The sequence below is a fragment of the Pseudomonas triticifolii genome, assembly GCF_014358015.1.
Taxonomy (GTDB): Bacteria; Pseudomonadota; Gammaproteobacteria; order Pseudomonadales; family Pseudomonadaceae; genus Aquipseudomonas; species Aquipseudomonas triticifolii.
In genome coordinates this window covers 76,894-97,389 of sequence record NZ_JACONV010000014.1, presented here as the reverse complement: position 1 = coordinate 97,389, position 20,496 = coordinate 76,894, and the positions used below count along the sequence as shown (strand labels likewise).

15 protein-coding genes are annotated in these 20,496 nt (G+C 60.2%); 12 read left to right on the top strand and 3 right to left on the bottom strand.

Annotation, left to right across the window (positions count from 1 at the left end; all coding sequences use genetic code 11):
* Window positions 1-98: 98 nt before the first annotated feature.
* Window positions 99-1,190 carry a sugar diacid recognition domain-containing protein gene (locus H8S56_RS17620; RefSeq protein ID WP_187519334.1) on the bottom strand — a complete coding sequence of 364 codons (1,092 nt, stop codon included), beginning with the start codon at window positions 1,188-1,190 and terminating at the stop codon, window positions 99-101.
* A 204-nt stretch (window positions 1,191-1,394) separates the two neighbouring features.
* On the opposite strand from H8S56_RS17620, the gene H8S56_RS17615 reads away from it, so the two are divergent.
* Window positions 1,395-2,549 (top strand): alpha/beta hydrolase, encoded by a 1,155-nt coding sequence (locus H8S56_RS17615; RefSeq protein ID WP_187519333.1) that lies wholly within the window; start codon window positions 1,395-1,397, stop codon window positions 2,547-2,549.
* Window positions 2,550-2,559: 10 nt separating this feature from the next.
* Here the strand turns inward: H8S56_RS17615 and H8S56_RS17610 are convergent, their stop codons facing one another.
* The gene (locus tag H8S56_RS17610) at window positions 2,560-3,273 is read right to left on the bottom strand and encodes a FadR/GntR family transcriptional regulator (protein WP_024688774.1); all 714 of its coding nucleotides are present in this window, start codon (window positions 3,271-3,273) and stop codon (window positions 2,560-2,562) included.
* A 476-nt stretch (window positions 3,274-3,749) separates the two neighbouring features.
* On the opposite strand from H8S56_RS17610, the gene H8S56_RS17605 reads away from it, so the two are divergent.
* From H8S56_RS17605 to H8S56_RS17590, 4 genes are all read left to right on the top strand, one after another.
* The gene (locus H8S56_RS17605; protein ID WP_187519350.1) at window positions 3,750-5,075 is read left to right on the top strand and encodes an MFS transporter; all 1,326 of its coding nucleotides are present in this window, start codon (window positions 3,750-3,752) and stop codon (window positions 5,073-5,075) included.
* Between the two features lie 36 nt (window positions 5,076-5,111).
* A complete protein-coding gene (gudD, locus tag H8S56_RS17600) occupies window positions 5,112-6,464 on the top strand; it encodes a glucarate dehydratase (protein WP_187519332.1) in 1,353 nt (450 codons plus the stop codon).
* A 133-nt stretch (window positions 6,465-6,597) separates the two neighbouring features.
* Window positions 6,598-7,251 carry a DUF1345 domain-containing protein gene (locus H8S56_RS17595; protein ID WP_024688771.1) on the top strand — a complete coding sequence of 218 codons (654 nt, stop codon included), beginning with the start codon at window positions 6,598-6,600 and terminating at the stop codon, window positions 7,249-7,251.
* Between the two features lie 39 nt (window positions 7,252-7,290).
* Window positions 7,291-8,247, top strand: coding sequence for a D-2-hydroxyacid dehydrogenase family protein (locus tag H8S56_RS17590; protein WP_187519331.1), 957 nt, complete (start codon window positions 7,291-7,293; stop codon window positions 8,245-8,247).
* Between the two features lie 17 nt (window positions 8,248-8,264).
* On the opposite strand, the gene H8S56_RS17585 is transcribed toward H8S56_RS17590, so the two are convergent.
* Window positions 8,265-10,388 (bottom strand): TonB-dependent siderophore receptor, encoded by a 2,124-nt coding sequence (locus H8S56_RS17585; protein WP_187519330.1) that lies wholly within the window; start codon window positions 10,386-10,388, stop codon window positions 8,265-8,267.
* 224 nt (window positions 10,389-10,612) lie between these two features.
* On the opposite strand from H8S56_RS17585, the gene H8S56_RS17580 reads away from it, so the two are divergent.
* The 7 genes from H8S56_RS17580 (at window position 10,613) to H8S56_RS17550 (ending at window position 20,422) form a co-directional block, all read left to right on the top strand.
* Entirely contained in the window at window positions 10,613-11,548 is a 936-nt protein-coding gene (locus H8S56_RS17580; protein ID WP_187519329.1) for a formate/nitrite transporter family protein, read from the top strand.
* An 86-nt stretch (window positions 11,549-11,634) separates the two neighbouring features.
* Entirely contained in the window at window positions 11,635-12,318 is a 684-nt protein-coding gene (locus H8S56_RS17575) for a response regulator transcription factor (protein ID WP_024688767.1), read from the top strand.
* Complete coding sequence (locus H8S56_RS17570) at window positions 12,296-13,693, top strand: sensor histidine kinase (protein ID WP_024688766.1); 1,398 nt, start codon at window positions 12,296-12,298, stop codon at window positions 13,691-13,693. Before H8S56_RS17575 ends, H8S56_RS17570 begins: the two co-directional genes overlap by 23 nt.
* Before the next feature lie 467 nt (window positions 13,694-14,160).
* Complete coding sequence (locus H8S56_RS17565) at window positions 14,161-15,024, top strand: alpha/beta fold hydrolase (protein WP_187519328.1); 864 nt, start codon at window positions 14,161-14,163, stop codon at window positions 15,022-15,024.
* Window positions 15,025-15,099: 75 nt separating this feature from the next.
* Window positions 15,100-16,290, top strand: coding sequence for an efflux RND transporter periplasmic adaptor subunit (locus H8S56_RS17560; protein ID WP_187519327.1), 1,191 nt, complete (start codon window positions 15,100-15,102; stop codon window positions 16,288-16,290).
* Window positions 16,287-17,387: an efflux RND transporter periplasmic adaptor subunit gene (locus tag H8S56_RS17555; RefSeq protein ID WP_187519326.1), complete on the top strand. Its 1,101-nt coding sequence runs from the start codon at window positions 16,287-16,289 to the stop codon at window positions 17,385-17,387. The genes H8S56_RS17560 and H8S56_RS17555 overlap by 4 nt, the downstream gene beginning before the upstream one ends.
* Window positions 17,384-20,422, top strand: coding sequence for an efflux RND transporter permease subunit (locus H8S56_RS17550; RefSeq protein ID WP_187519325.1), 3,039 nt, complete (start codon window positions 17,384-17,386; stop codon window positions 20,420-20,422). The genes H8S56_RS17555 and H8S56_RS17550 overlap by 4 nt, the downstream gene beginning before the upstream one ends.
* Window positions 20,423-20,496 lie beyond the last annotated feature (74 nt).

Sequence of the window (20,496 nt, the reverse complement as noted above, 5' to 3'; positions counted from 1 at the left end):
ATATCCGTTATCGGATGTTCTCATCCCGGACCCGCTTTGCCGCCTGCCCTGCGCACAATGATTGTCTGCCCTTATCGGGCATTTGAACAAAATCGCGTTCAACCATGACGCGGACTCATCTGCGCTCCCAGATACAGGCGCAGCAGGTCGTCGGTCTTGTATGGATCGCAGCCGGTCAGTTCGGCAATCTTCTCCAGCCGGTAACGCAGACTGTTGCGATGGAGGCCCAGCGCATCGGCGCACGCCTGGCTTTCGCCGCTGTAGTCAAACCAGCTGCGCAGCGTTTCAAGCAACTGTGCATGGTTGTGCAAACGGCCAATGGGCTCGGCCACTTCGGCGGCCAGCCAGTCATGGCGGTAGCGCCAGAACAAGACCGGCAGGCGATAAGCATCCAGACGCAGCAGTTTGTGTTGCGGACGGGCCTGACTCGCGAAATCCAGCAGGTCCCGCAAGGCTGTGCAGGCATGGCGCAACGCACCAAGATCCGCCGAAAGCGGCGCGGTGGCCATGCGCACTACCGGCCAGTGGTGCTCCTCAAACTGCTTGAGCAGTAATGCGTCGTCACGGTCCTTGCCGACCGCGCGGCACCAGCAGAGCAAGGTGGGCTCGCGCATCACGCACCAGCTGTCGGGGTAGCGCGAGCCTAGCCAGGTGACAATCTGACTGGCGACCGAAGTCTGTACATCGAGCTGAATCAGCACCGCCTGACGCGGTAACTGTGGCTGCAACCCCAATTGCCGCGCTTCGTCGACCAGGCTTTCAGGGCAATCGGGCAGTAACAGCCGCGCCAGCAGGTCCTCACTGCGCTGTAAACGCCACTGCCGATCGGCCTGCTGACGGCGATGCTCCATGAGCATCTCGGCGGTCATCTTGACCAGCTCACCATAGACCCGGACCTCGTCCGGCTCGCCGGTAATGCCCAGCACACCCACCAGCTTGTGGTCGAGCATCAAGGGCAGATTGACACCAGGCTTCACCCCGCCCAGATGAAGCGCGGCCTGAGAGTCGATTTCCACCACCCGGCTGTCGGCCAGCACCAATTGTGCGCCTTCGTGTCGAGTACACAGACGCTCGGGATCCCCGCTGCCAATGATGATGCCCAGGTAGTCCATGACGTTGACGTTGTAGGGCAGAATCGCCATGGCGCGATCGACGATGTCCTGTGCCAGGTCCCGATCAAGCGCGAACATAAAGACCGCCCGCTGCCGCTGAGTGTTTGGATTGAGTAGGCATGCGGATACATTTTGTTGAAGTTATTAGAGGCTGCGAGTGTGCCTGAAACGCGTAGCGAGCGCGATGTGCATGGCATAGTGCCTGCGCCGCGCTTGCCGTTGTACCCTTGAGCACACTGTGCACGACCGAACCTGTCACGCCCAATCGAAGGCCCGCTGAACTTGATCAAATTCCGACTCGCCAGCCTGCTGTCCCTGCTCACACTGTCGGCCTGCTCCTCGATGGCCGAGAGTGAAGACCCCACACGCCGATTTGAGGATTATCGTCAGCAGTCAATCGCGCTGATGCGGTCACAACGCACATTTCAAACACCGGATCATGAGGCGGAGCTTGAGTGGAATGCACCGCAGCAGTGGACGCCGACCGGCACCGTCAAAGGCGGCGTGTTGCTGGTTCACGGGCTGGGCGATTCGCCGTGGTCGTTTCATGATGTGGGTCAACGGCTGGCTGATCAGGGGTTTCTGGTGCGCAGCGTGCTGCTGCCAGGCCACGGCACCAAGCCTGAAGACATGCTCGACGTGACCCTGGAACAATGGCAACAGGTGGTTCGCGAACAGGCGAAACTGCTCGGCAAGGATGCGCCCAGGGTTTACCTCGGCGGCTTTTCAACCGGTGCCAATCTGGTGTTGGACTACGCCTACGACCATGACGAGATTGCCGGACTGCTACTGTTCTCCCCCGCCTTCCGCTCCGACAGCGCGTATGCCTGGCTGACACCGTGGATCGGCTGGGCCAGACCCTGGTTGCTCGCAGCGCCCAAGGAAGGCCTGCGCCCGATGCAGACACCGTTGCGCTACATGAACGTGCCCACCAACGGGTTCGCCCAGTTCTATCGCAGCAGTGCACTGGCTCAGGACCGCTTGCGCCAGCGCCGATACGACAAGCCGGTGTTCGTGGCCATCGCCCAGCACGATTCGGTGCTGGACACGGCTTACGTACTGGACACTTTCAACGAACGGTTCAGCCACCCCGACAGCCGGCTGGTCTGGTACGGCGATCTGCCTGCCAAGGCTGCGCGTACCTCACGCGTCGAAGTGCGTACCGATTACCTGCCCGATTACCGCATCAGCCGCTTCTCGCACATGGGCCTGCTGTTCTCGCCCGACAACCCGCTGTATGGCGTCAATGCCACGCAGCGAATCTGCTGGAACGGCCAGACGGACGAGGACACGGCGAAATGCATGGCAGGCGAGCCGGTGTGGTATTCGGACTGGGGCTACCGGGAACCCGGCAAGATCCATTCGCGAACCACCTATAACCCCTATTTCGAGTGGCAGTCGCAACAGATGCTGAGCGTGCTCAAGGGTGGTCAATAGCTCGGGCACTTCACTCCAGCGGCACCAGACGCTCGCGACTGTTGCTCAGGTGCGTCCACATCGCCGCACGCGCCGCGTCCGGATCCTTACGCCGGATGGCGCTGAGCAGCGCTTCGTGCTCCAGATTCGCCAGATAGCCCTGATGCGCCAGGTTATTCCCGGCACGTTCACTTGAGGCAATGCGGCTGCGCGGAATAATCGCGCTGCCCAGATGCTGCATGATTTCCATGAAGTACGGATTGCCGGTCGCCTCGGCGATCAGCATGTGAAAACGCTTGTCCGCCTCGACGCAGCTGTCGTCATTGGCCAGCAAATCCTGATAGTCGTCCAGCGCCTGGCGCATCGCTGCCAGTTGCTCATCGGTGCGCCGCAGCGCCGCCAGCGCAACGGCCTGGGTTTCCAGACCGATGCGTAGCTCAATGATGTCGCGCACTCGCGAGACGGTTTCGACTTTCAGGCGCAGCCCGGTCTGATCGCCGCGCTCCAGCACAAAGGTGCCGATGCCATGGTGGGTCACCACCAGACCTGATGCCTGCAGCTTGGAAATCGCCTCGCGTACTACGGTGCGGCTGACCCCGTGTTCACGAACAATCTGGTTCTCGGACGGCAGCTTTTCGCCCGGCGCGATTTTGCCCAGCAAGATGCGCTGACTCAATTCAGTGACCAGATCGGTGGCCAGACTGTGCTGGCGGCGTTTGGGCGCGGTGCTGACGGGCTCTTGCATGAAGGGTTGTCCTGAAGTTGTCTGGCGCTTGTCTGACCGTAGGCCGTTGGAAGAATCCGAAACCAGCGGCGCGGTTGCTGAAGAGCCGCGGGGACTGCGTTTCGGGAAGCCCGGCACTTGTCTGACTTGTATTACAAGTCAGCCACACCTGTCAAAGCTGCACGTCTCCTTCCGTCCTGTTTTTCTTCAGGGGTCCGACGAAGAAAGGAACCGTCTATGAGCCGACGCCGCAATCACTAAGGGCGTTAAAGCTCAACAAACGTTGAAAATTGACGACTTAAAACCACTATCGCGGATGGATGAACGCTGCCCGCCTCACCGCCCGGCGTAGAAATTTATCGCTGCCCGATCGGCGGAGGGCTTGCGTAAGCGCGACTAACTTGTATGATGACCGACAATGCAAGGAACACACCTCGCACGGACCCGCATAAAAACAACGAGTGGGAGATTCAATTGTGAGCACATCCAATTCCGGGATGGCCAACGGTGCAGATTCGGTCCTGAGTTCGGCCGTCTCGAAAGTCAAACGCCATGTCCTGCCGCTTTTCGTCATCATGTTTATCGTCAACTACATCGACCGGGTGAACATCGGCTTCGTGCGCTCGCACATGGAGCACGACCTGGGCATCGGAGCGGCGGCCTATGGCCTGGGTGCCGGGCTGTTCTTCATCGGTTATGCGTTGTTCGAAGTACCCTCCAATATCCTGCTGCAGAAAGTCGGTGCCCGTATCTGGCTGACGCGGATCATGCTCACCTGGGGCCTGGTTGCCTCCTGCATGGCCTTCATCCAGAACGAAACCCACTTCTATATCCTGCGCTTTTTGCTGGGGGTAGCCGAAGCCGGGTTCTTTCCGGGTGTCATCTATTACTTCACCCGCTGGCTGCCAGGCGTTGAACGTGGCAAGGCGATTGCCATCTTCCTCAGTGGCTCGGCCATTGCTTCGCTGATATCCGGTCCGCTGTCCGGCCTGCTGCTGCAGATCACCGGTTTCGGCCTGAAAGGCTGGCAGTGGATGTACTTCATCGAGGGGATGTTCTCGGTGGGTCTGTGCTTCTTTGTCTGGTTCTGGCTGGACTCCAAGCCCCACGACGCCAAGTGGCTGAGCCGCGAGGAGCAGGACGCGCTGGTCAATGCCATCGACTCCGAGCAGGCCGCCCGCGAGGCCGCCACCCCCGTCAAAGCGTCCATTGGCAAGTTGCTCAAGGACAGCCAGATCATTCTGTTCTGCCTGATCTACTTCTTCATTCAACTGACCATCTACGCCGCGACCTTCTGGCTGCCGAGCATCATTCGAAAAATGGGCAACCTGACTGATTTTGAAGTCGGCATGTTCAACTCCATTCCCTGGCTCTTGTCGATCGTCGGCATGTACGCCTTCGCCACGCTGTCGGCCAAATGGAAGCGCCAGCAGGCCTGGGTCGCAGCGGCGCTGCTGATTGCTGCCGCTGGCATGTTCATGTCCACCACCGGCAGCCCGATCTTCGCCTTCGTCGCCATCTGCTTCGCCGCACTGGGCTTCAAATCGGCGTCGTCACTGTTCTGGCCGATTCCTCAGGCCTATCTGGACGCACGAATCGCAGCAGCGGTGATCGCGCTGATCAACTCGGTGGGCAACCTGGGCGGTTTCGTCGCCCCGACCACCTTCGGCCTGCTGGAAGAGCACACCGGTTCGATTCAAGGCGGACTCTACGGCCTGACCGCAACGTCGCTGATTGCGGCGGTCATTGTCTTCGCCGCCCGCAACAGGCCAAAGCCTGGCGCAACACCCGTTGCCGCCATCCAGACGCCGGCGACTCACTGACGCTCATTTCAATAACAATTTCGCAAGGATTTCACCATGAACGCTCAGCACACCCACATCACTGCCAAGGCCCCTGTCATCACCGAGATGCAGGTCGTGCCGGTAGCGGGCCATGACGACATGCTGCTCAACCTCAGCGGCGCGCACGGCCCTTACTTCACCCGCAACATCGTGATCCTGAAGGACAACGCGGGTCATACCGGGGTTGGCGAAGTGCCCGGCGGCGACTTTATTCGCCAGACGCTGGAAGACGCACGCTCGCTGGTCGTCGGTAGCAGCATCGGGACGTATCAGAAGATTCTCAACGATGTACGCAAAGCCTTCGCCGAGCGCGACTCGGGCGGCCGTGGCCAGCAGACCTTCGACCTGCGCATTACCATTCACGCGGTCACTGCACTGGAAGCCGCCCTGCTCGACCTGCTCGGTCAGCACCTTGATGTCCCGGTCGCGGCGCTGTTGGGTGAAGGTCAGCAGCGTGATCAGGTCGAGATGCTGGGCTATCTGTTCTATGTGGGTGACCAGCGCAAGACTGACCTTGCGTATCGCAGCGAACCGGACGCCGACAACGACTGGTTCCGACTGCGCCATGAAGTCGCGCTGACGCCTGAAGCCGTGGTGCGTCTGGCAGAAGCGGCGCATCAGCGCTATGGCTTTCAGGACTTCAAACTCAAGGGTGGCGTGCTGCGCGGCGATGAAGAAATCGAAGCCGTGACGGCGCTGGCCGAGCGCTTCCCCGACGCACGCATCACCCTGGATCCCAACGGCGCCTGGTCGCTCAAGGAAGCCATCCGTCTGTGCCGTGATCAGCACGCTGTACTGGCTTACGCCGAAGACCCGTGCGGCGCGGAAAACGGTTTCTCCGGTCGCGAAGTGATGGCCGAATTCCGCCGCGCTACAGGCCTGAAGACCGCCACCAACATGATCGCCACCGACTGGCGCGAGATGGGCCACGCCATTCAGTTGCAATCGGTGGACATCCCGCTGGCCGACCCGCACTTCTGGACCATGCAGGGCTCGGTGCGTGTCGCACAGATGTGCAACGAGTGGGGCCTGACGTGGGGTTCACACTCCAACAACCACTTCGACATTTCACTGGCGATGTTCACCCATGTGGCGGCCGCCGCGCCGGGCAACATCACGGCCATCGATACGCACTGGATCTGGCAGGACGGCCAGCGCCTGACCAAGGCCCCGTTGCAGATCATCGGCGGCAAGGTTGAGGTTCCGAAAAAACCGGGCCTGGGCGTCGAACTGGACATGGATCAGTTGGCTAAGGCGCACGAACTGTACAAAGGCATGGGCCTGGGCGCGCGCAACGATGCCGTGGCGATGCAGTTCCTGATTCCAGACTGGACGTTCAACAACAAGCAGCCTTGCCTGGTGCGTTGAGCCGCTTTCGCCTGACCCTGAATCACTCGCCACATCGTGGGCACACGGCGCGCAACCCCCTTGCGCGCCGTTTTTTCTTGCTTTGATCAGCCGCGTGATACTGTCTTGCAACAATCAGTAACGACTACCCCGCATGCGCCATATCGCTCGTACCCACCCTCGCCTGACCCTTGCAGCCCTAGCAGGCCTGACGAGCGGCATTGCATCGGCCTGGCTATTTCCCGACACAACCCTGATCCAGAGCCTGCTCATCGGCTGGAACTCGGGCGTCTGGCTTTATCTGATCCTGATGTTCATGCTTACCCTGCGCAGCGACGCCAGTGACGTTCGGCGCATTGCCGTAATGGAAGATGAAAACGCCGGGACCATCCTGATGACGGTCTCTATCGCAGCACTGGCAAGCCTTGCGGCCATCATTGTCGAAGTCGCTGGCAGCAAAGGGCTCTCCCCCCATGCCCAATTGCTGCATCACGCCTTCACCGGCGTGACCATTGTCGGGTCGTGGCTGATGATCGGGGTGATTTTCAGCCTGCACTACGCGCGGCTGTTCTACACCTGGGACGGCAAGTCGCCGGCGCTGTCCTTCAACGATGGTGAGCGAAACCCGGACTACTGGGATTTTCTGTATTTCTCGTTCACCCTGAGCGTTGCCGTGCAGACCTCGGATGTCGGTGTCGCCACCCGGCAGATGCGCAAGATCGTGTTGGCCCAGTCACTGATCTGCTTTGTGTTCAACACAGCAATTCTGGGGTTTTCGATCAATATCGCGGCCAGCCTCTTCAACTAGACACTCCTCTTCGAACACAGCCCAAAAAGGCGTTTATTCATGACTCGATTGACCATTGCGGTGCTTGATGACTGGCAAAACGTTGCCAAAGACGTTGTGGACTGGTCGGTGCTCGACACGATCGGCGACATCAGTTTTCTGCATGACTTCCCTGCCGACACGGTAACCATGGTCGAGCGCCTGCAGCACTTCGATGTGATCTGCGTGATGCGCGAGCGAACGCCGTTCGATGAGGCCCTGCTCAGCCAGTTGCCACGCTTGAAGCTGCTCACCACTGGCGGCATGCGCAACGCTGCCATCGACGTAGCAGCGGCCAAGCGCCTGAACATCACAGTGTGCGGGACCGAAAGCTACAAGCACGCAGCGCCTGAGCTGACCTGGGCATTGATCATGGGCATCACCCGCAACCTGGTAACAGAGGCCAATTCGTTACGCGCCGGTCATTGGCAGGTGGGACTGGGCAGCGATCTGCATGGCAAGACGTTGGGTATTCTGGGCCTGGGCAGTATCGGCAAGTGGATTGCTCGCTACGGACAGGCGTTTGGCATGAAGGTGATCGCCTGGAGTCAGAACCTGACACCCGAGACCGCAGCCGAGTCCGGCGTCACCTACGTCAGCAAACAGGCGCTGTTCGAGCAGTCCGACGTGCTGTCGGTGCATCTGGTGCTCAGCGACCGCAGCCGAGGGCTGGTGGACGCTGAAGCACTCGGCTGGATGAAGCCCGGCGCGTTCATCGTTAATACATCCCGTGGGCCGATCATCGACGAAGCGGCGCTGATCGAGACCTTGCAGCAACAGCGCATTGCCGGTGCCGCGCTGGACGTATTCGATACCGAGCCACTGCCCGAAGGTCATCCCTTCCGCACGCTGAACAACGTGCTGGCGACCCCGCATGTCGGCTATGTCACCGAAAATAACTACCAGACTTTTTACAGCCGGATGATCGAGAACATCCAGGCCTGGCAGGCGGGGTCGCCGATCAGGGTGTTTGCCTGATCGCGACCGATCGACCTTTATAAGGTGTAGGCGATCCCGACCTGCACCGTGCGCGGAGCGCCTGGGTAGGCATACACGTTGCCGAAAGCGCCCTCCTCGTACTCGGTGTTGAAGACGTTCTTCAGGTCGAGGTTGAGCTTGATGTGCTCGTTGACCTTATAGAAAGCCAGCAGATCGAACACGGTGTAGCTGTCCATGGAAAAAGCAGTGTTGGCGGTTTGACCGGCGCGCTGATCGACGTAGCGGCCGCCAGCCCCCAGGCCCAACCCGCGAAGCGCACCGTCCTGGAACTCATAGACGTTCAACAGGCTGAAGGTCTGCTGCGGAATGTTCAGCAGACGGGTGCCTGAGCGCAACGTGTTGTCCTTGGTCACTTCAGCATCGACGTATGCATAGCTGCCCATCACACGCCACTCAGGTGTCAGGTTGCCGACCACATTCAGGTCCAGCCCCCGACTGCGCACTTCACCTGCGGCCACGCTGAACGTGGAATCGACCGGGTCGGTGGTCAGCACGTTCTGCTTCTCGATCTGATACAACGCTGCATCGACGCTCAACTGGCGGTCCAGCGCGTCCCATTTGACGCCCACTTCGTAGGACTTGCCCTCCTCCGACTTGAAGCCGCCACCCAGACGGCTCGCGCCGGTGTTGGGTTTGAACGAGCGCGCCGTATTGGCGTAGACCGCGACGGTGTCGGTCAAGTCGTAGGTCAGGCCGAGGCGCGGGGTCACGGCGTTATCGCTGTTGGTAAACGGAACACCGACCCCGAACGTGTCGTAGTCATGCTCGAAACGCTCGAAACGAACGCCTGCCAGCAGCTTCATGCGCTCGGTCAGGGCCACCTGATCCTGCACGAACGCTGCGTAGGTCTTGAGATTCTCCTTGTCGTGGGTGGTGGTGCGAGTGAGCGCCGGACGCGCCTTGCCATACACCGGGTCGAAGATGTCGATGGTGTAGGCATTCACTGCGCCGCTGGAACGCTGAATGATCGACTTGTAGTCGTAGTCTTCATACTCGACGCCCGCCAGCAGCGTGTGGTCGAACGCGCCGGTAGCGAAATGTCCGGTGACGTTCAGTTGCACGTCGCGGTCGGTCCATTCCAGCTTGCGGTAGTTGAAATTGCGCCCCAGCGTACGGCCGTCCGCCGCCAGGCCGTTGGCCTCGATGGCGTCACCTTTGAGCGAGCCGTCGAGCATCTGAATACCGCCGCCCAGCTTCCAGTCGGCGTTCAGGTCGTGATCGAAACGGATCTGCGCCATGTTGTTGTCGTTGTGCAGTTTGCCCACGTTTTTCTCACCGAAGAACGTGTCCCGGGAAGCGGTGCGGGTCTGGTTCGGGTAACGCGTCAGGCCACGGTCCAGCGGCGCGTTGTTGCGCATGAAATCGCCTTCAAAGGTGATGCGCGTCGCATCGTCGACCTGCCAGCTCAACACTGGCGTCACGCCATAGCGCTCGGTCTCGACGTGATCACGAAAGGTATCACCGCCCTCGCCCACCACGTTGAGGCGATACGCAAAACGCCCCTCTTCGTCCAGCGGGCCGGACGCATCCAGCGTGCCGCGCTTCATACCCTGATCATTAAGCTGGCTGCCTAACGTGACCGAGCGCTCGGCCAGCGGCTGCTTGGAAACCACATTGAAGGTGCCGCCCGGGTCGCCCCGGCCATACAGCGTGGTGGCAGGGCCGCGCAGCACCTCAAGACGCTCGATGGTGCTGGCATCCGGCATGTTCGGGTAGCCGCGGTTGATCGGGAAACCGTTACGGTAGAACTCGCCTGTAGTGAAACCGCGCACGGTAAACGTCGTCAGGCCCTGCCCGCCGAAGTTGTTGGCACGCCCCACGCCGCCTGCGTAATCCAGTGCGTCCTGCAAACGTGTGGCACCGATGTCCTCGACCGCTTCGCGGGTCACCACGCTGATCGACTGTGGCGTTTCGTGCAGCGACGTGTCGGTACGGGTCGCGCTGGCAGAACGTGTCGCCCGGTAGCCCTGAACAGGGCCCTGCGCGTTTTCAATATCCGTAGCACTCTGGATATCGATGTTCTGCAGTTCGATAGAGGAATGAGGGGCAGTGACCTGATCGGCCCAGGCAGACTGGGAGATCGCTTGAATGACGCAAAGGGATATAAAGGTACGACGCATCGGTGTGCAGCCTTCGGCAGTAAAACCGGTTCATCTGGGATCCGGCGGGATTTTTTCGCGAATAGTACAGATTCTTATTAGCAGTTGATACAAATTACCAAAGGGATATGCACAGCGCCTGCACGCGGACGGCGAACGACCGCGTGCGTTGCCTGTCTGAAGCATCGGACCGGCGCAGACCGGATCCTCATCACTAGCGCATCAGCATCGCATCAGGAAACGATATGGACGAACAAGTAGACGGCAAGACCCCCGGCCTGTCAGCCGAAGAAGAGCGCGAGATCGATGAGAATCAACCACCCCGCGCGGCAGTTCTGCACGAAACCATCCGTATGCAGGGCGACCACGAACTGGAGCGCAGCGTTGCAGCGCTGTGGTGGTCGGCGCTGGCGGCAGGCTTGACCATGGGGCTGTCTTTGATGGCGATGGGGTTGTTCATGTCGCGCCTTGAAGGCATCCCTGGCAGTCACGTGATTTCCAGCCTTGGTTACTCTGCCGGCTTTCTCGCGGTGATCCTGGCACGTCAGCAGTTGTTCACCGAAAACACCATCACCGCCGTGCTGCCGGTGATGAGCAAACTCAACCTGGCCAATATCGGTCGCCTGCTGCGGCTATGGACCGTGGTGCTGGGCGGCAACCTGGTAGGCACTTTGCTGGTGGCGTACGTCATGCTGCACCTGCCGATTTTCGACACCAAGACCGATCACGCTTTTCTGGAAATCGGCCGCAAGGTCATGGAAAACGACGTCGGTCAGATGTTCTCCAAAGGCATCGTATCCGGCTGGATGATTGCGACGATGGTCTGGATGATTGCGTCGATGGAAAATGCCAAGATCGCGATCATCATCATGATCACGTATCTGATGGCGCTCGGTGATTTCACCCACATCGTGGTCGGCTCGGCGGAAGTGTCTTATCTGGTGTTTGCAGGCGAGCTGGGCTGGACGGATTTCTGGTTCACCTTCGCAGGGCCGACGCTTGCGGGCAACATCATTGGTGGCAGCTTCATTTTCGCCTTGATCAGCCATGCGCAGATCCGTAGCGAGAAAGACACCAGTGCAAAGTTCGAACGGGAAAAAAAGCGCCGCGCAGAGGAAAAACGCCTCAACGACAAACAGAAGCTCAAGGACGCAGATTCAGCGCTGAAGAAAGGGATATGATCCCCGTCATTAAACTTTCTTTCAGGAACTTCGTGACGATTTAGGGGCAAACTAGCACTTTGAACGCACTTATTCAGGCAGGGAACATGACCCGAATTCTGGCAATCGAAGACGATGCCGTCACCGCAAAGGAAATCGTCGCGGAGCTCAGCAGCCACGGGCTGGAAGTGGACTGGGTGGACAATGGCCGTGACGGGCTGGCGCGTGCAGTGAGTGGCGACTACGACCTGATCACCCTCGACCGCATGCTACCCGAGATGGATGGCCTGACCATCGTCACTCACCTGCGCGCTCAAGGCATCTCCACGCCGATCCTGATGATCAGCGCACTTTCGGATGTGGATGAGCGCGTACGTGGCTTGCGCGCCGGGGGCGACGATTACCTGCCCAAGCCGTTCGCATCGGATGAAATGGCGGCACGCGTCGAAGTCCTGCTGCGTCGCAGCAATCCAGTCAGCGCGGCCAAGACCGTTCTGCAGGTCGCCGATCTGGAACTCAACCTGATGAGCCGCGAGGCGTGTCGTGGCGGCCAGCCACTGACGCTGCTGCCCACCGAGTTCAAGCTGCTCGAATTCCTGATGCGCAACAGCGGCCAGATCATCACGCGCATGATGATTTTCCAGGAAGTCTGGGGCTATCACTTCGATCCCGGGACCAACCTGATCGACGTTCATATCGGCCGCCTGCGCAAGAAGATCGACCAACCCGGCACCGCAGCGCTGATTCAGACAGTGCGAGGTTCCGGTTATGTTATTGCCGAACCCGTCTAACGGCTGGCGATCGTCTACCAGCCGCCTGCTGGCGCTCTACAGTTCACTCTTCGTGGCGTGGAGCGCCATCCTGCTGGGCGTGTTGTACTGGGAAGTCACAGCCTATCTGGATAACCTGGCACGCCATTCGCTGACCCAGCGCCAGCAGCTGTTTTCCAGGTTTCAGGGCCAGGCTCTGGACGATGCGCTCGCCACCAGCATGAGTTTCGACATGCGCGCTGTGGACGCCTACGGCCTGTTCGACGAGAATTTCCGGCCGCTGACCGGCCCCATCACCAGCATCCCCAGCGTGCTGCCGGTCGACGGCCAGATTCATGAGCTGAGCGACTGTATCGACTCGGACGATCCAGGCCTGCCGCAGGCCAGTTGCGATGCCGTGGTCACACGCACCGCCGATGGACGCTGGCTAGTACTGGTGCGCGAGAACGGCTCGCTGTTAGCCGTCAGCAACCTGATTCTGCACGCCCTGCTCTGGGGGATCTCACTGACGATCATTCCAGGTGTGGCCGGCTGGCACCTGCTGCGCCGCAGACCCTTGCGTCGCATCGGGGCGATTCAGGCCAGTGCCGAATCGATCATTGCCGGCGACATGGCGGGCCGCCTGCCGGTCTCCAACCGGCGCGACGAACTGGACATGCTGGCGGTGATCGTCAACGCCATGCTCGACCGGATCGAAAAACTCATGAACGAGGTCAAGGGCGTTTGCGACAACATCGCCCATGACCTGCGCACCCCGTTGACCCGGTTACGCGCACAGCTTTATCGCATTCAACAGCAATCAGCACACGACTCACCCAGCGCTCAGCAAATGGCGCAGGTGATCAGCGAAGCCGATACCTTGATGGCCCGGTTCAGGGGTCTGCTGCGCATCTCCGAACTGGAGGACCGCCAGAGGCGCTCGGCGTTCGTGGAGCTGGAACTGCAGCCCTTGCTGCAAGAGCTGTACGACTTCTACCTGCCGCTGGCCGAGGAAGACCAGATCACCCTGCTGCTGAATCTTGAAGCGCCACTGCCCACGATGGTGGGAGACAGGGCCTTGTTGTTCGAGGCGCTGACCAACCTGCTGAGCAACGCTATCAAGTTCACTCCGGCTGGCGGAATCGTTGCCGTCAGTGCCTATCCCTGCAAGGACGGCAACGGCCCTTGCATCGAAGTTCAGGACTCCGGTCCAGGGATCCCGATAACGGAACACGCGGCTGTGTTCCAGCGTTTCTATCGCAGCGAGACCGGAAACCAGCAGAGCGGGTTTGGTCTGGGCCTGTCCGTAGTCGCCGCGATCGTCAATCTGCATGGCTTTACGCTGCAGATTGGAACGAGCCAATACGGCGGAGCCAGTCTGGTACTGGAGTGCCGCACCGTCCGTCCGCTGGCTTGACTCCTTTTTACCCTCGGTGACTGCTTTTTGACGAGCTTAACGCTTCTAGACTGAGGGTTTCATGGATTTCGATATTAATCTGGCGCGGCAGCTCAAGTGCTAATTTGTAACTAGATGTTACAAGAAACCGCGCTGCTTGACCGTTTCAGCGCTCACAAGTTCCCTTCGTTAGTTCCGCAATTACGACCCAATCAGGCACTTTTCACCGAACTAGCGCCCTTCCTTGTCAACCCGAACACAGCACGCAAACGATCAAATCGTGACCCATTCGGCATTTTTATGACGTCAGTGACTTGTCGGTCTGCTGGCACTGCGTTATCTATAGCCGCACGGATTGAGACTCCTGATGCACCCTAAAACAAGAACTCAACGGATTTCGCCAAAAACCGGGCGAGGCTTTGGCATGGCTGCCGGAGTAGAGAACGCTGCACTAATTTCACTGGAATGACACCGGCTGGGAGGCTGTTATGGGCGCACAATCAAAGATTCTAAACGTCGGCGACTACAAGGTTTACACCGAAACCTACTGGAAAGGCAGTCATGTAAAGACCATCTTGCTGGTCAACGGCGCGCTGTCGACCACGGGTTCTTTCGGGCAAACCGTCAAGTACCTTCAACCTCACTACAACATCGTCTTGTTTGACCTTCCGTTTTCCGGCCAGTCCCGGGCGCACAACGCCGACGACATGATTGTTACCAAGGAAGACGAAGTCGGGATCCTGCTGCAACTGATCGACCTGTTCCAGGTGAACTACCTGTTGTCCGTATCCTGGGGCGGCGTTTCGGCCCTGCTGGCGCTTTCGCACTGCCCGCCATCGGTCGAAAAGGCGATCATCAGCTCGTTTTCGCCCGTGCTCAACGAACCGATGCTCGACTACATCGACAAGGCTCAGGTCTACCTGGCCGCACGCGAAAAACGCAAGATCGGCTCGCTGCTCAACGACACCGTCGGCAAGTACTTGCCGCGTTTGTTCAAACTTTACAACTACAAGCACCTGATCAGTCTTGCCGAACATGAATACGGCCAGATCGACTTTCACATCAGCCAGATTCGACAACTAAGCGCCAGTAACTACGTTGAGCGTTTTTCGTCGATCAAGATCCCGGTGTTGTTCGTCAACGGTGAAAAAGATGAATACACCACCGTGGAAGATGCGCGTTCGTTTGCCCACTACATCCCCAAGAGCACGTTCAACATAGTTCCCGACACCGGGCACTTTCTGGACCTGGAAAGCAAGGCTGCCTGGCACCACTCGCAGCGCAACGTACTCGCCTTTCTGGGGACCGAAGCCTGCAACCAGGAATGGCCCAGCGCGACCGCGATGGCCTGAGACGCCCGCGCCACGCAGCGTGGCGCAGTGGTTCACGGATGACCCTTCATTTTCCCGGGCAGCGGCTATTCATTGATGATGTTCTCTTGTGCAGATCTTGTGCGTCGGCTCGCCCTTGCTTGCAAAACCAGCCGACCGACGCACCTCCCCTCGTTTCAGCACCGCCTACCCTTTAGCTGCACGCTAGCCCTGACACTTTCGTTGAGTGCCTGTTCTGCCGGCACACCGCCAGAAAAACGGCCGGTGCGCGTTGCAGTTCAGACGGTCCACGCGCAGGACATCGCCACCCACGTGGTACTCAGCGGCGATATCCAGGCACGCAAGGTCACGGATCAGTCCTTTCGGGTATCGGGCAAGCTGGTGAAGCGATTCGTGGATGTGGGTGATCGGGTCAAGGCCAACCAGGTATTGGCCCGCCTGGATCCGCGTGAACAGCGCACAGGCCTTGAGTCGGCCAATGCCGATGTAGCCGTCAGGGAATCGCGACTGCACTTGGCTGAGCAGAATTACCAGCGCCAACAGCGCTTGCTGCCCAAGGGTTACACCAATCTGAGCGAATATGAGCAAGCACACGCGAACCTGCAAAGCGCCCGTGCAGATCTGGCAGCGTTCAAGGCCCAACAAGCCAGCGCCCGCGAGCAGGTCGGCCATACCGAACTGATTGCCGTGGCAGATGGCGTGATCACGGCACGGCATGCCGAGGAAGGTCAGGTGGTACAGGCAGCGGCGCCGGTTTTAAGCCTGGCACACGATGGCGAACGCGAAGCGGTGTTTGCCGCCTATGAATCACTGCTGCGTACCGACCGGATTGGCGACAAGGTGATCATCAGCCCGGTAGCCCGGCCCGACGTCGAACTGACTGGCAGGATTCGCGAAATCACTCCGATCGTTTCTGCCACCAGCGGCACATTGCGCGTGCGTATTGCGCTGCCGGACTCCGCCGCCGCACCTGAACTGGGCACCGTCGTCAGCGCCCGCCTGGAAAACCCTGCGCAACGCGCCTTCATATTGCCGTGGTCGGCACTGACACGCACCCAAGGGCAACCGGCGGTGTGGCGGGTGGATGACCAGTCCAGCGTCGCACTGCGCAACGTTCATGTGCTGCGTTACGAGCAAGGTCAGGTCCTCGTGAGCGAAGGCCTGTCCGAAGGTGATCAGGTGGTTTCCCAAGGGTTGCAGTTTCTCTATGTCGGGCAAAAGGTCGAAGTAACCGGGCAAAACAGCCGCAAGACAATCGCCCTCGCCACCTCGGAACCGCAGCGATGAGCAGGACCGGGCAACCTACGCCGACGAGGAAAAACCTGTGCTTGCTCTGCGCGCTGCTTCTGGCCTTGCCAGGTTGCCGCGACAAGCCAGTCCGCGAAGCCCTCGAGCGCCCCGTGCTGTTCACTGAAGTCGTCGCGTCGCATGACAGCCTGCACGCCCGCTTTGCCGGCACGGTCCAGCCGCAGTACGAGGTGGCGCTAGGTTTCCGCGTCGCCGGGCGAATCGCCACCCGACGGGCAGAGATCGGCCAGGCCGTGCGCAAGGGTGATCTGCTCGCCACCCTGGAACCCAGCGAGCAGCAGAATCAGCTGCACGCTCGGCAGGCAGAACTCAGCAAGGCGCAATCCTCCTGGCAACAGGTGCGTGACGAACAGTTGCGCTACCAGCAACTGTTCGAACGCGGTGTCGGCTCTCGGGCGCGGCTCGATCAACTGAGCAGCGACCTGCGCAATCAGGACGCCTTGCAACAACGCGCGCGCGTTGCCCTGCAACAGGCTGGCGATCACGTGACGTACACACGCCTGTTCGCCGAGTTCGACGGTCTGGTCACTGACTGGCGTGCCGAAGTGGGTCAGGTGATGGCTGCCGGGCAGCCGGTGGTCAGTCTGGCGCGCCCGGAAAGTCGGGAAGTGGTGGTCGACCTGCCGGTCGGGCTGATCGCCTCGTTGACCGACAAGGCGCAGATCCGGGTCATGTCGCCACTGGATGAAAAAATCTCGGTGGTCGCGCAGGTCCGCCAGCTGTCTCCGCAGATAGACGCCAGCACACGCACCCAACGGGTGCGGCTGGCGCTGCAGCACACACCGGACAGCTTGCGCCTCGGCTCGACCGTGAGTATCGACATCAGAGGACCTGCCACCCCAGCTCTCCAACTGCCCGACAGCGCGCTGCTGCAACGCAATAGTAAGGCGCAGGTGTGGGTGGTCGACCCACTGACCTCGACGCTGAACCCGCGTGTGGTGCAGGTGTTGGCACGCAACGGCTCAACGGTTCAGGTCAGTGGCCCGTTGCAAGCCGGCGAAAAAGTCGTCATTGCAGGCGTCAACACGATGCAGCCCGGACAGAAAGTACGCATGGAACGAGAGGTCGGTTTGTGAAGGAGCGCTTCAATCTGTCGGCCTGGGGCCTCAGGCATCGCACGCTGGTCTGGTACATGATGTTCGTTGCGCTGCTGATGGGCTGTGGATCGTTCCTGAATCTGGGACGCGAGGAAGACCCCTCGTTCGCGATCAAGACCATGGTGATTCAGGCACGCTGGCCGGGGGCGACCCTGAACGACACCTTGCAGCAAGTGACCGATCGCCTGGAGAAGAAGCTCGAAGAAATCGATGCACTGGACTACGTGAAAAGCTACACGCTGGCCGGCGAATCCACGTTATTTGTATTTCTCAAAAGCGAGACCCGCAGCGCCGACATTCCCGAGGCCTGGTATCAGGTGCGCAAGAAGATCAGCGACGTGCGCGGCGACCTGCCCAGCGGGATTCAGGGCCCGGCATTCAACGACGAGTTCGGCGACGTGTTCGGCAGCATCTATGCCTTCACGACTGACGGCCTGTCCTTTCGCCAATTGCGCGATTACGTCGAGCAGGTGCGAGCCGACATCCGCAGCGTGCCGAACCTGGGCAAGATCGAGCTGCTCGGCGCCCAACGCGAAGTCATCTACCTGAATTTTTCGGTTCGCAAACTGGCCGCCCTGGGAATCGACCAGCGCCAGGTGCTGCAAAGCTTGCAAGCCCAAAACTCGGTGACGCCTGCCGGGGTCATGGAGGCGGGTCCTGAGCGTATTGCGGTCAGGGCCAGCGGCCAGTTCTCCAACGAAGAGGATCTGCTGGCGGTCAATCTGCGCTTCGGCGAGCGCTTCTTTCGTCTGAGTGATCTGGCCACCGTCGAACGCCGTTACGCCGACCCGCCCTCTTCCCTGTTCCGCTTCAACGGCCAGCCTGCCATCGGCCTGGCCGTGGCCATGAAACAGGGCGGCAATATTCAAGCGTTCGGCACCCAACTGCAGCAGCGCATCGAAGAACTGACCACCGAACTGCCGCTGGGCATTGATGTGCATCTGGTATCGAGTCAGGCCGATGTGGTTGAGAAAGCCATCGGCGGTTTCACCCGGGCGCTGTTCGAAGCGATCCTGATCGTGCTGGTGGTCAGCTTCATAAGCCTGGGCATCCGTGCGGGTCTGGTGGTGGCCTGTTCGATTCCACTGGTGCTCGCGCTGGTCTTCGTGTTCATGGAGTACAGCGGCATCACCATGCAGCGTATTTCCCTGGGCGCGCTGATCATTGCGCTCGGCCTGCTGGTGGATGATGCGATGATCACCGTCGAGATGATGGTGACCCGCCTCGAACACGGCGACACCCGAGAACAGGCAGCGACCTTTGCCTACACCTCGACCGCATTCCCGATGCTCACGGGCACCCTGGTCACGGTCGCGGGTTTTGTGCCGATCGGTCTGAATCACAGCTCGGCGGGTGAGTACGTGTTCACCATGTTTGCGGTGATTGCCGTCGCGCTATTGCTGTCCTGGCTGGTGGCCGTGCTGTTCGCGCCACTGATCGGCGTGCATATCCTTAAGGTGTCGGCGGTGCATGCGGCTCCGGGACGCTGGATGCGAGGCTTCAGCCGCTCACTGGTCAAGGCGCTGGAACATCGTGGGTGGGTGATCGGAATCACCGCATTGATCTTCGTCGGCTCGCTGTTCGCCAGCACACTGCTGCAGAACCAGTTCTTCCCGGACTCGGATCGCCCGGAAATCCTCATCGACCTCTACATGCCGCAAAACGGCTCCATCGAAGGCACCCGCCAGACCATGGACCGCTTCGAGGCCACGCTCAAGGACGATCCGGATGTGCTGCACTGGAGTTCCTACGTCGGCAAGGGCGCGGTGCGTTTCTACCTGCCGCTGGACCAGCAACTGAGCAACCCGTTCTACGGCCAGATGGTGATCGTCAGTCGCGGCGGCGAGTCGCGTGACCGGCTGATCGACCGTCTGCGCGAGCGCTTTCGCGACGACTACGTCGGTGTCGGCGGCTACGTGCAGCCGCTGAATATGGGCCCGCCGGTGGGCTGGCCGATTCAGTACCGGGTCAGCGGACCGGATATCGAACAGGTACGCAGTCAGGCCATGGCGCTCGCCGCGATCCTCGACACCCACCCCGACATCGGCCAGGTGATCTACGACTGGAATGAGCCCGGCAAGGTGCTGAAGATCGACATCGCGCAGGACAAGGTGCGTCAGTTCGGGCTGTCATCGGAAGACGTGGCGCAGATTCTCAACAGTCTGGTCAGCGGTACGACCATCACCCAGATAAGAGACAGCACCTACCTGATCGACGTGGTGGGACGCGCCCAAAATGACGAGCGCAGCTCAATCCAGACGCTCGGTAGCCTGCAGATCCCGACACCGAATGGCTCGACCGTCCCGCTGCTGTCCTTCGCCACCCTCAGCTATGAACAGGAACAACCGCTGGTCTGGCGTCGTGACCGCCTGCCCACCATCACCCTCAAGGCCAGCGTGCTGGGCAAGCTGCAACCGGCAGCGCTGGTCAAACAGTTGAAACCTGAGGTCGATGCGTTCAGCACCGCCCTGCCCGTGCGCTATTCGGTTGCCACAGGCGGCGCAGTCGAAGCCAGCGCCCGCTCCCAGGGGCCGATCCTGAAAGTCGTGCCGCTGATGCTGTTATTGGTCGTGAGCTTCCTGATGATCCAGCTGCACAGCGTGAAGAAGTTGCTGCTGGTAGTCAGCGTCGTACCGCTCGGGCTGATCGGCGTCGTCGCTGCGCTGTTGATTTCAGGCTATCCGCTGGGCTTCGTGGCGATTCTCGGAGTGCTGGCATTGATCGGCATCATCATCCGCAATTCGGTGATTCTGGTGACCCAGATCGACGAGTTCATGGCCGCAGGTGAAAGCCCTTGGGCGTCGGTCATCAAGGCTACCGAGCATCGATGCCGGCCGATCCTGCTGACAGCGGCCGCCGCCAGCCTGGGCATGATCCCGATCGCACGAGAGGTATTCTGGGGACCGATGGCCATCGCCATGATCGGCGGCATAGCCGTCGCCACCCTGCTGACCCTGTTTTTTCTGCCCGCGCTGTATGTGGTGTGTTATGGAATCAGGCCAGCGGGGCGTTAGGGGCGACAAGCGCGTGATGAAGGTATGCACTGTGGCATTACTCGCGGCGGCAGGAAGACTGCCTCACTCGCTGA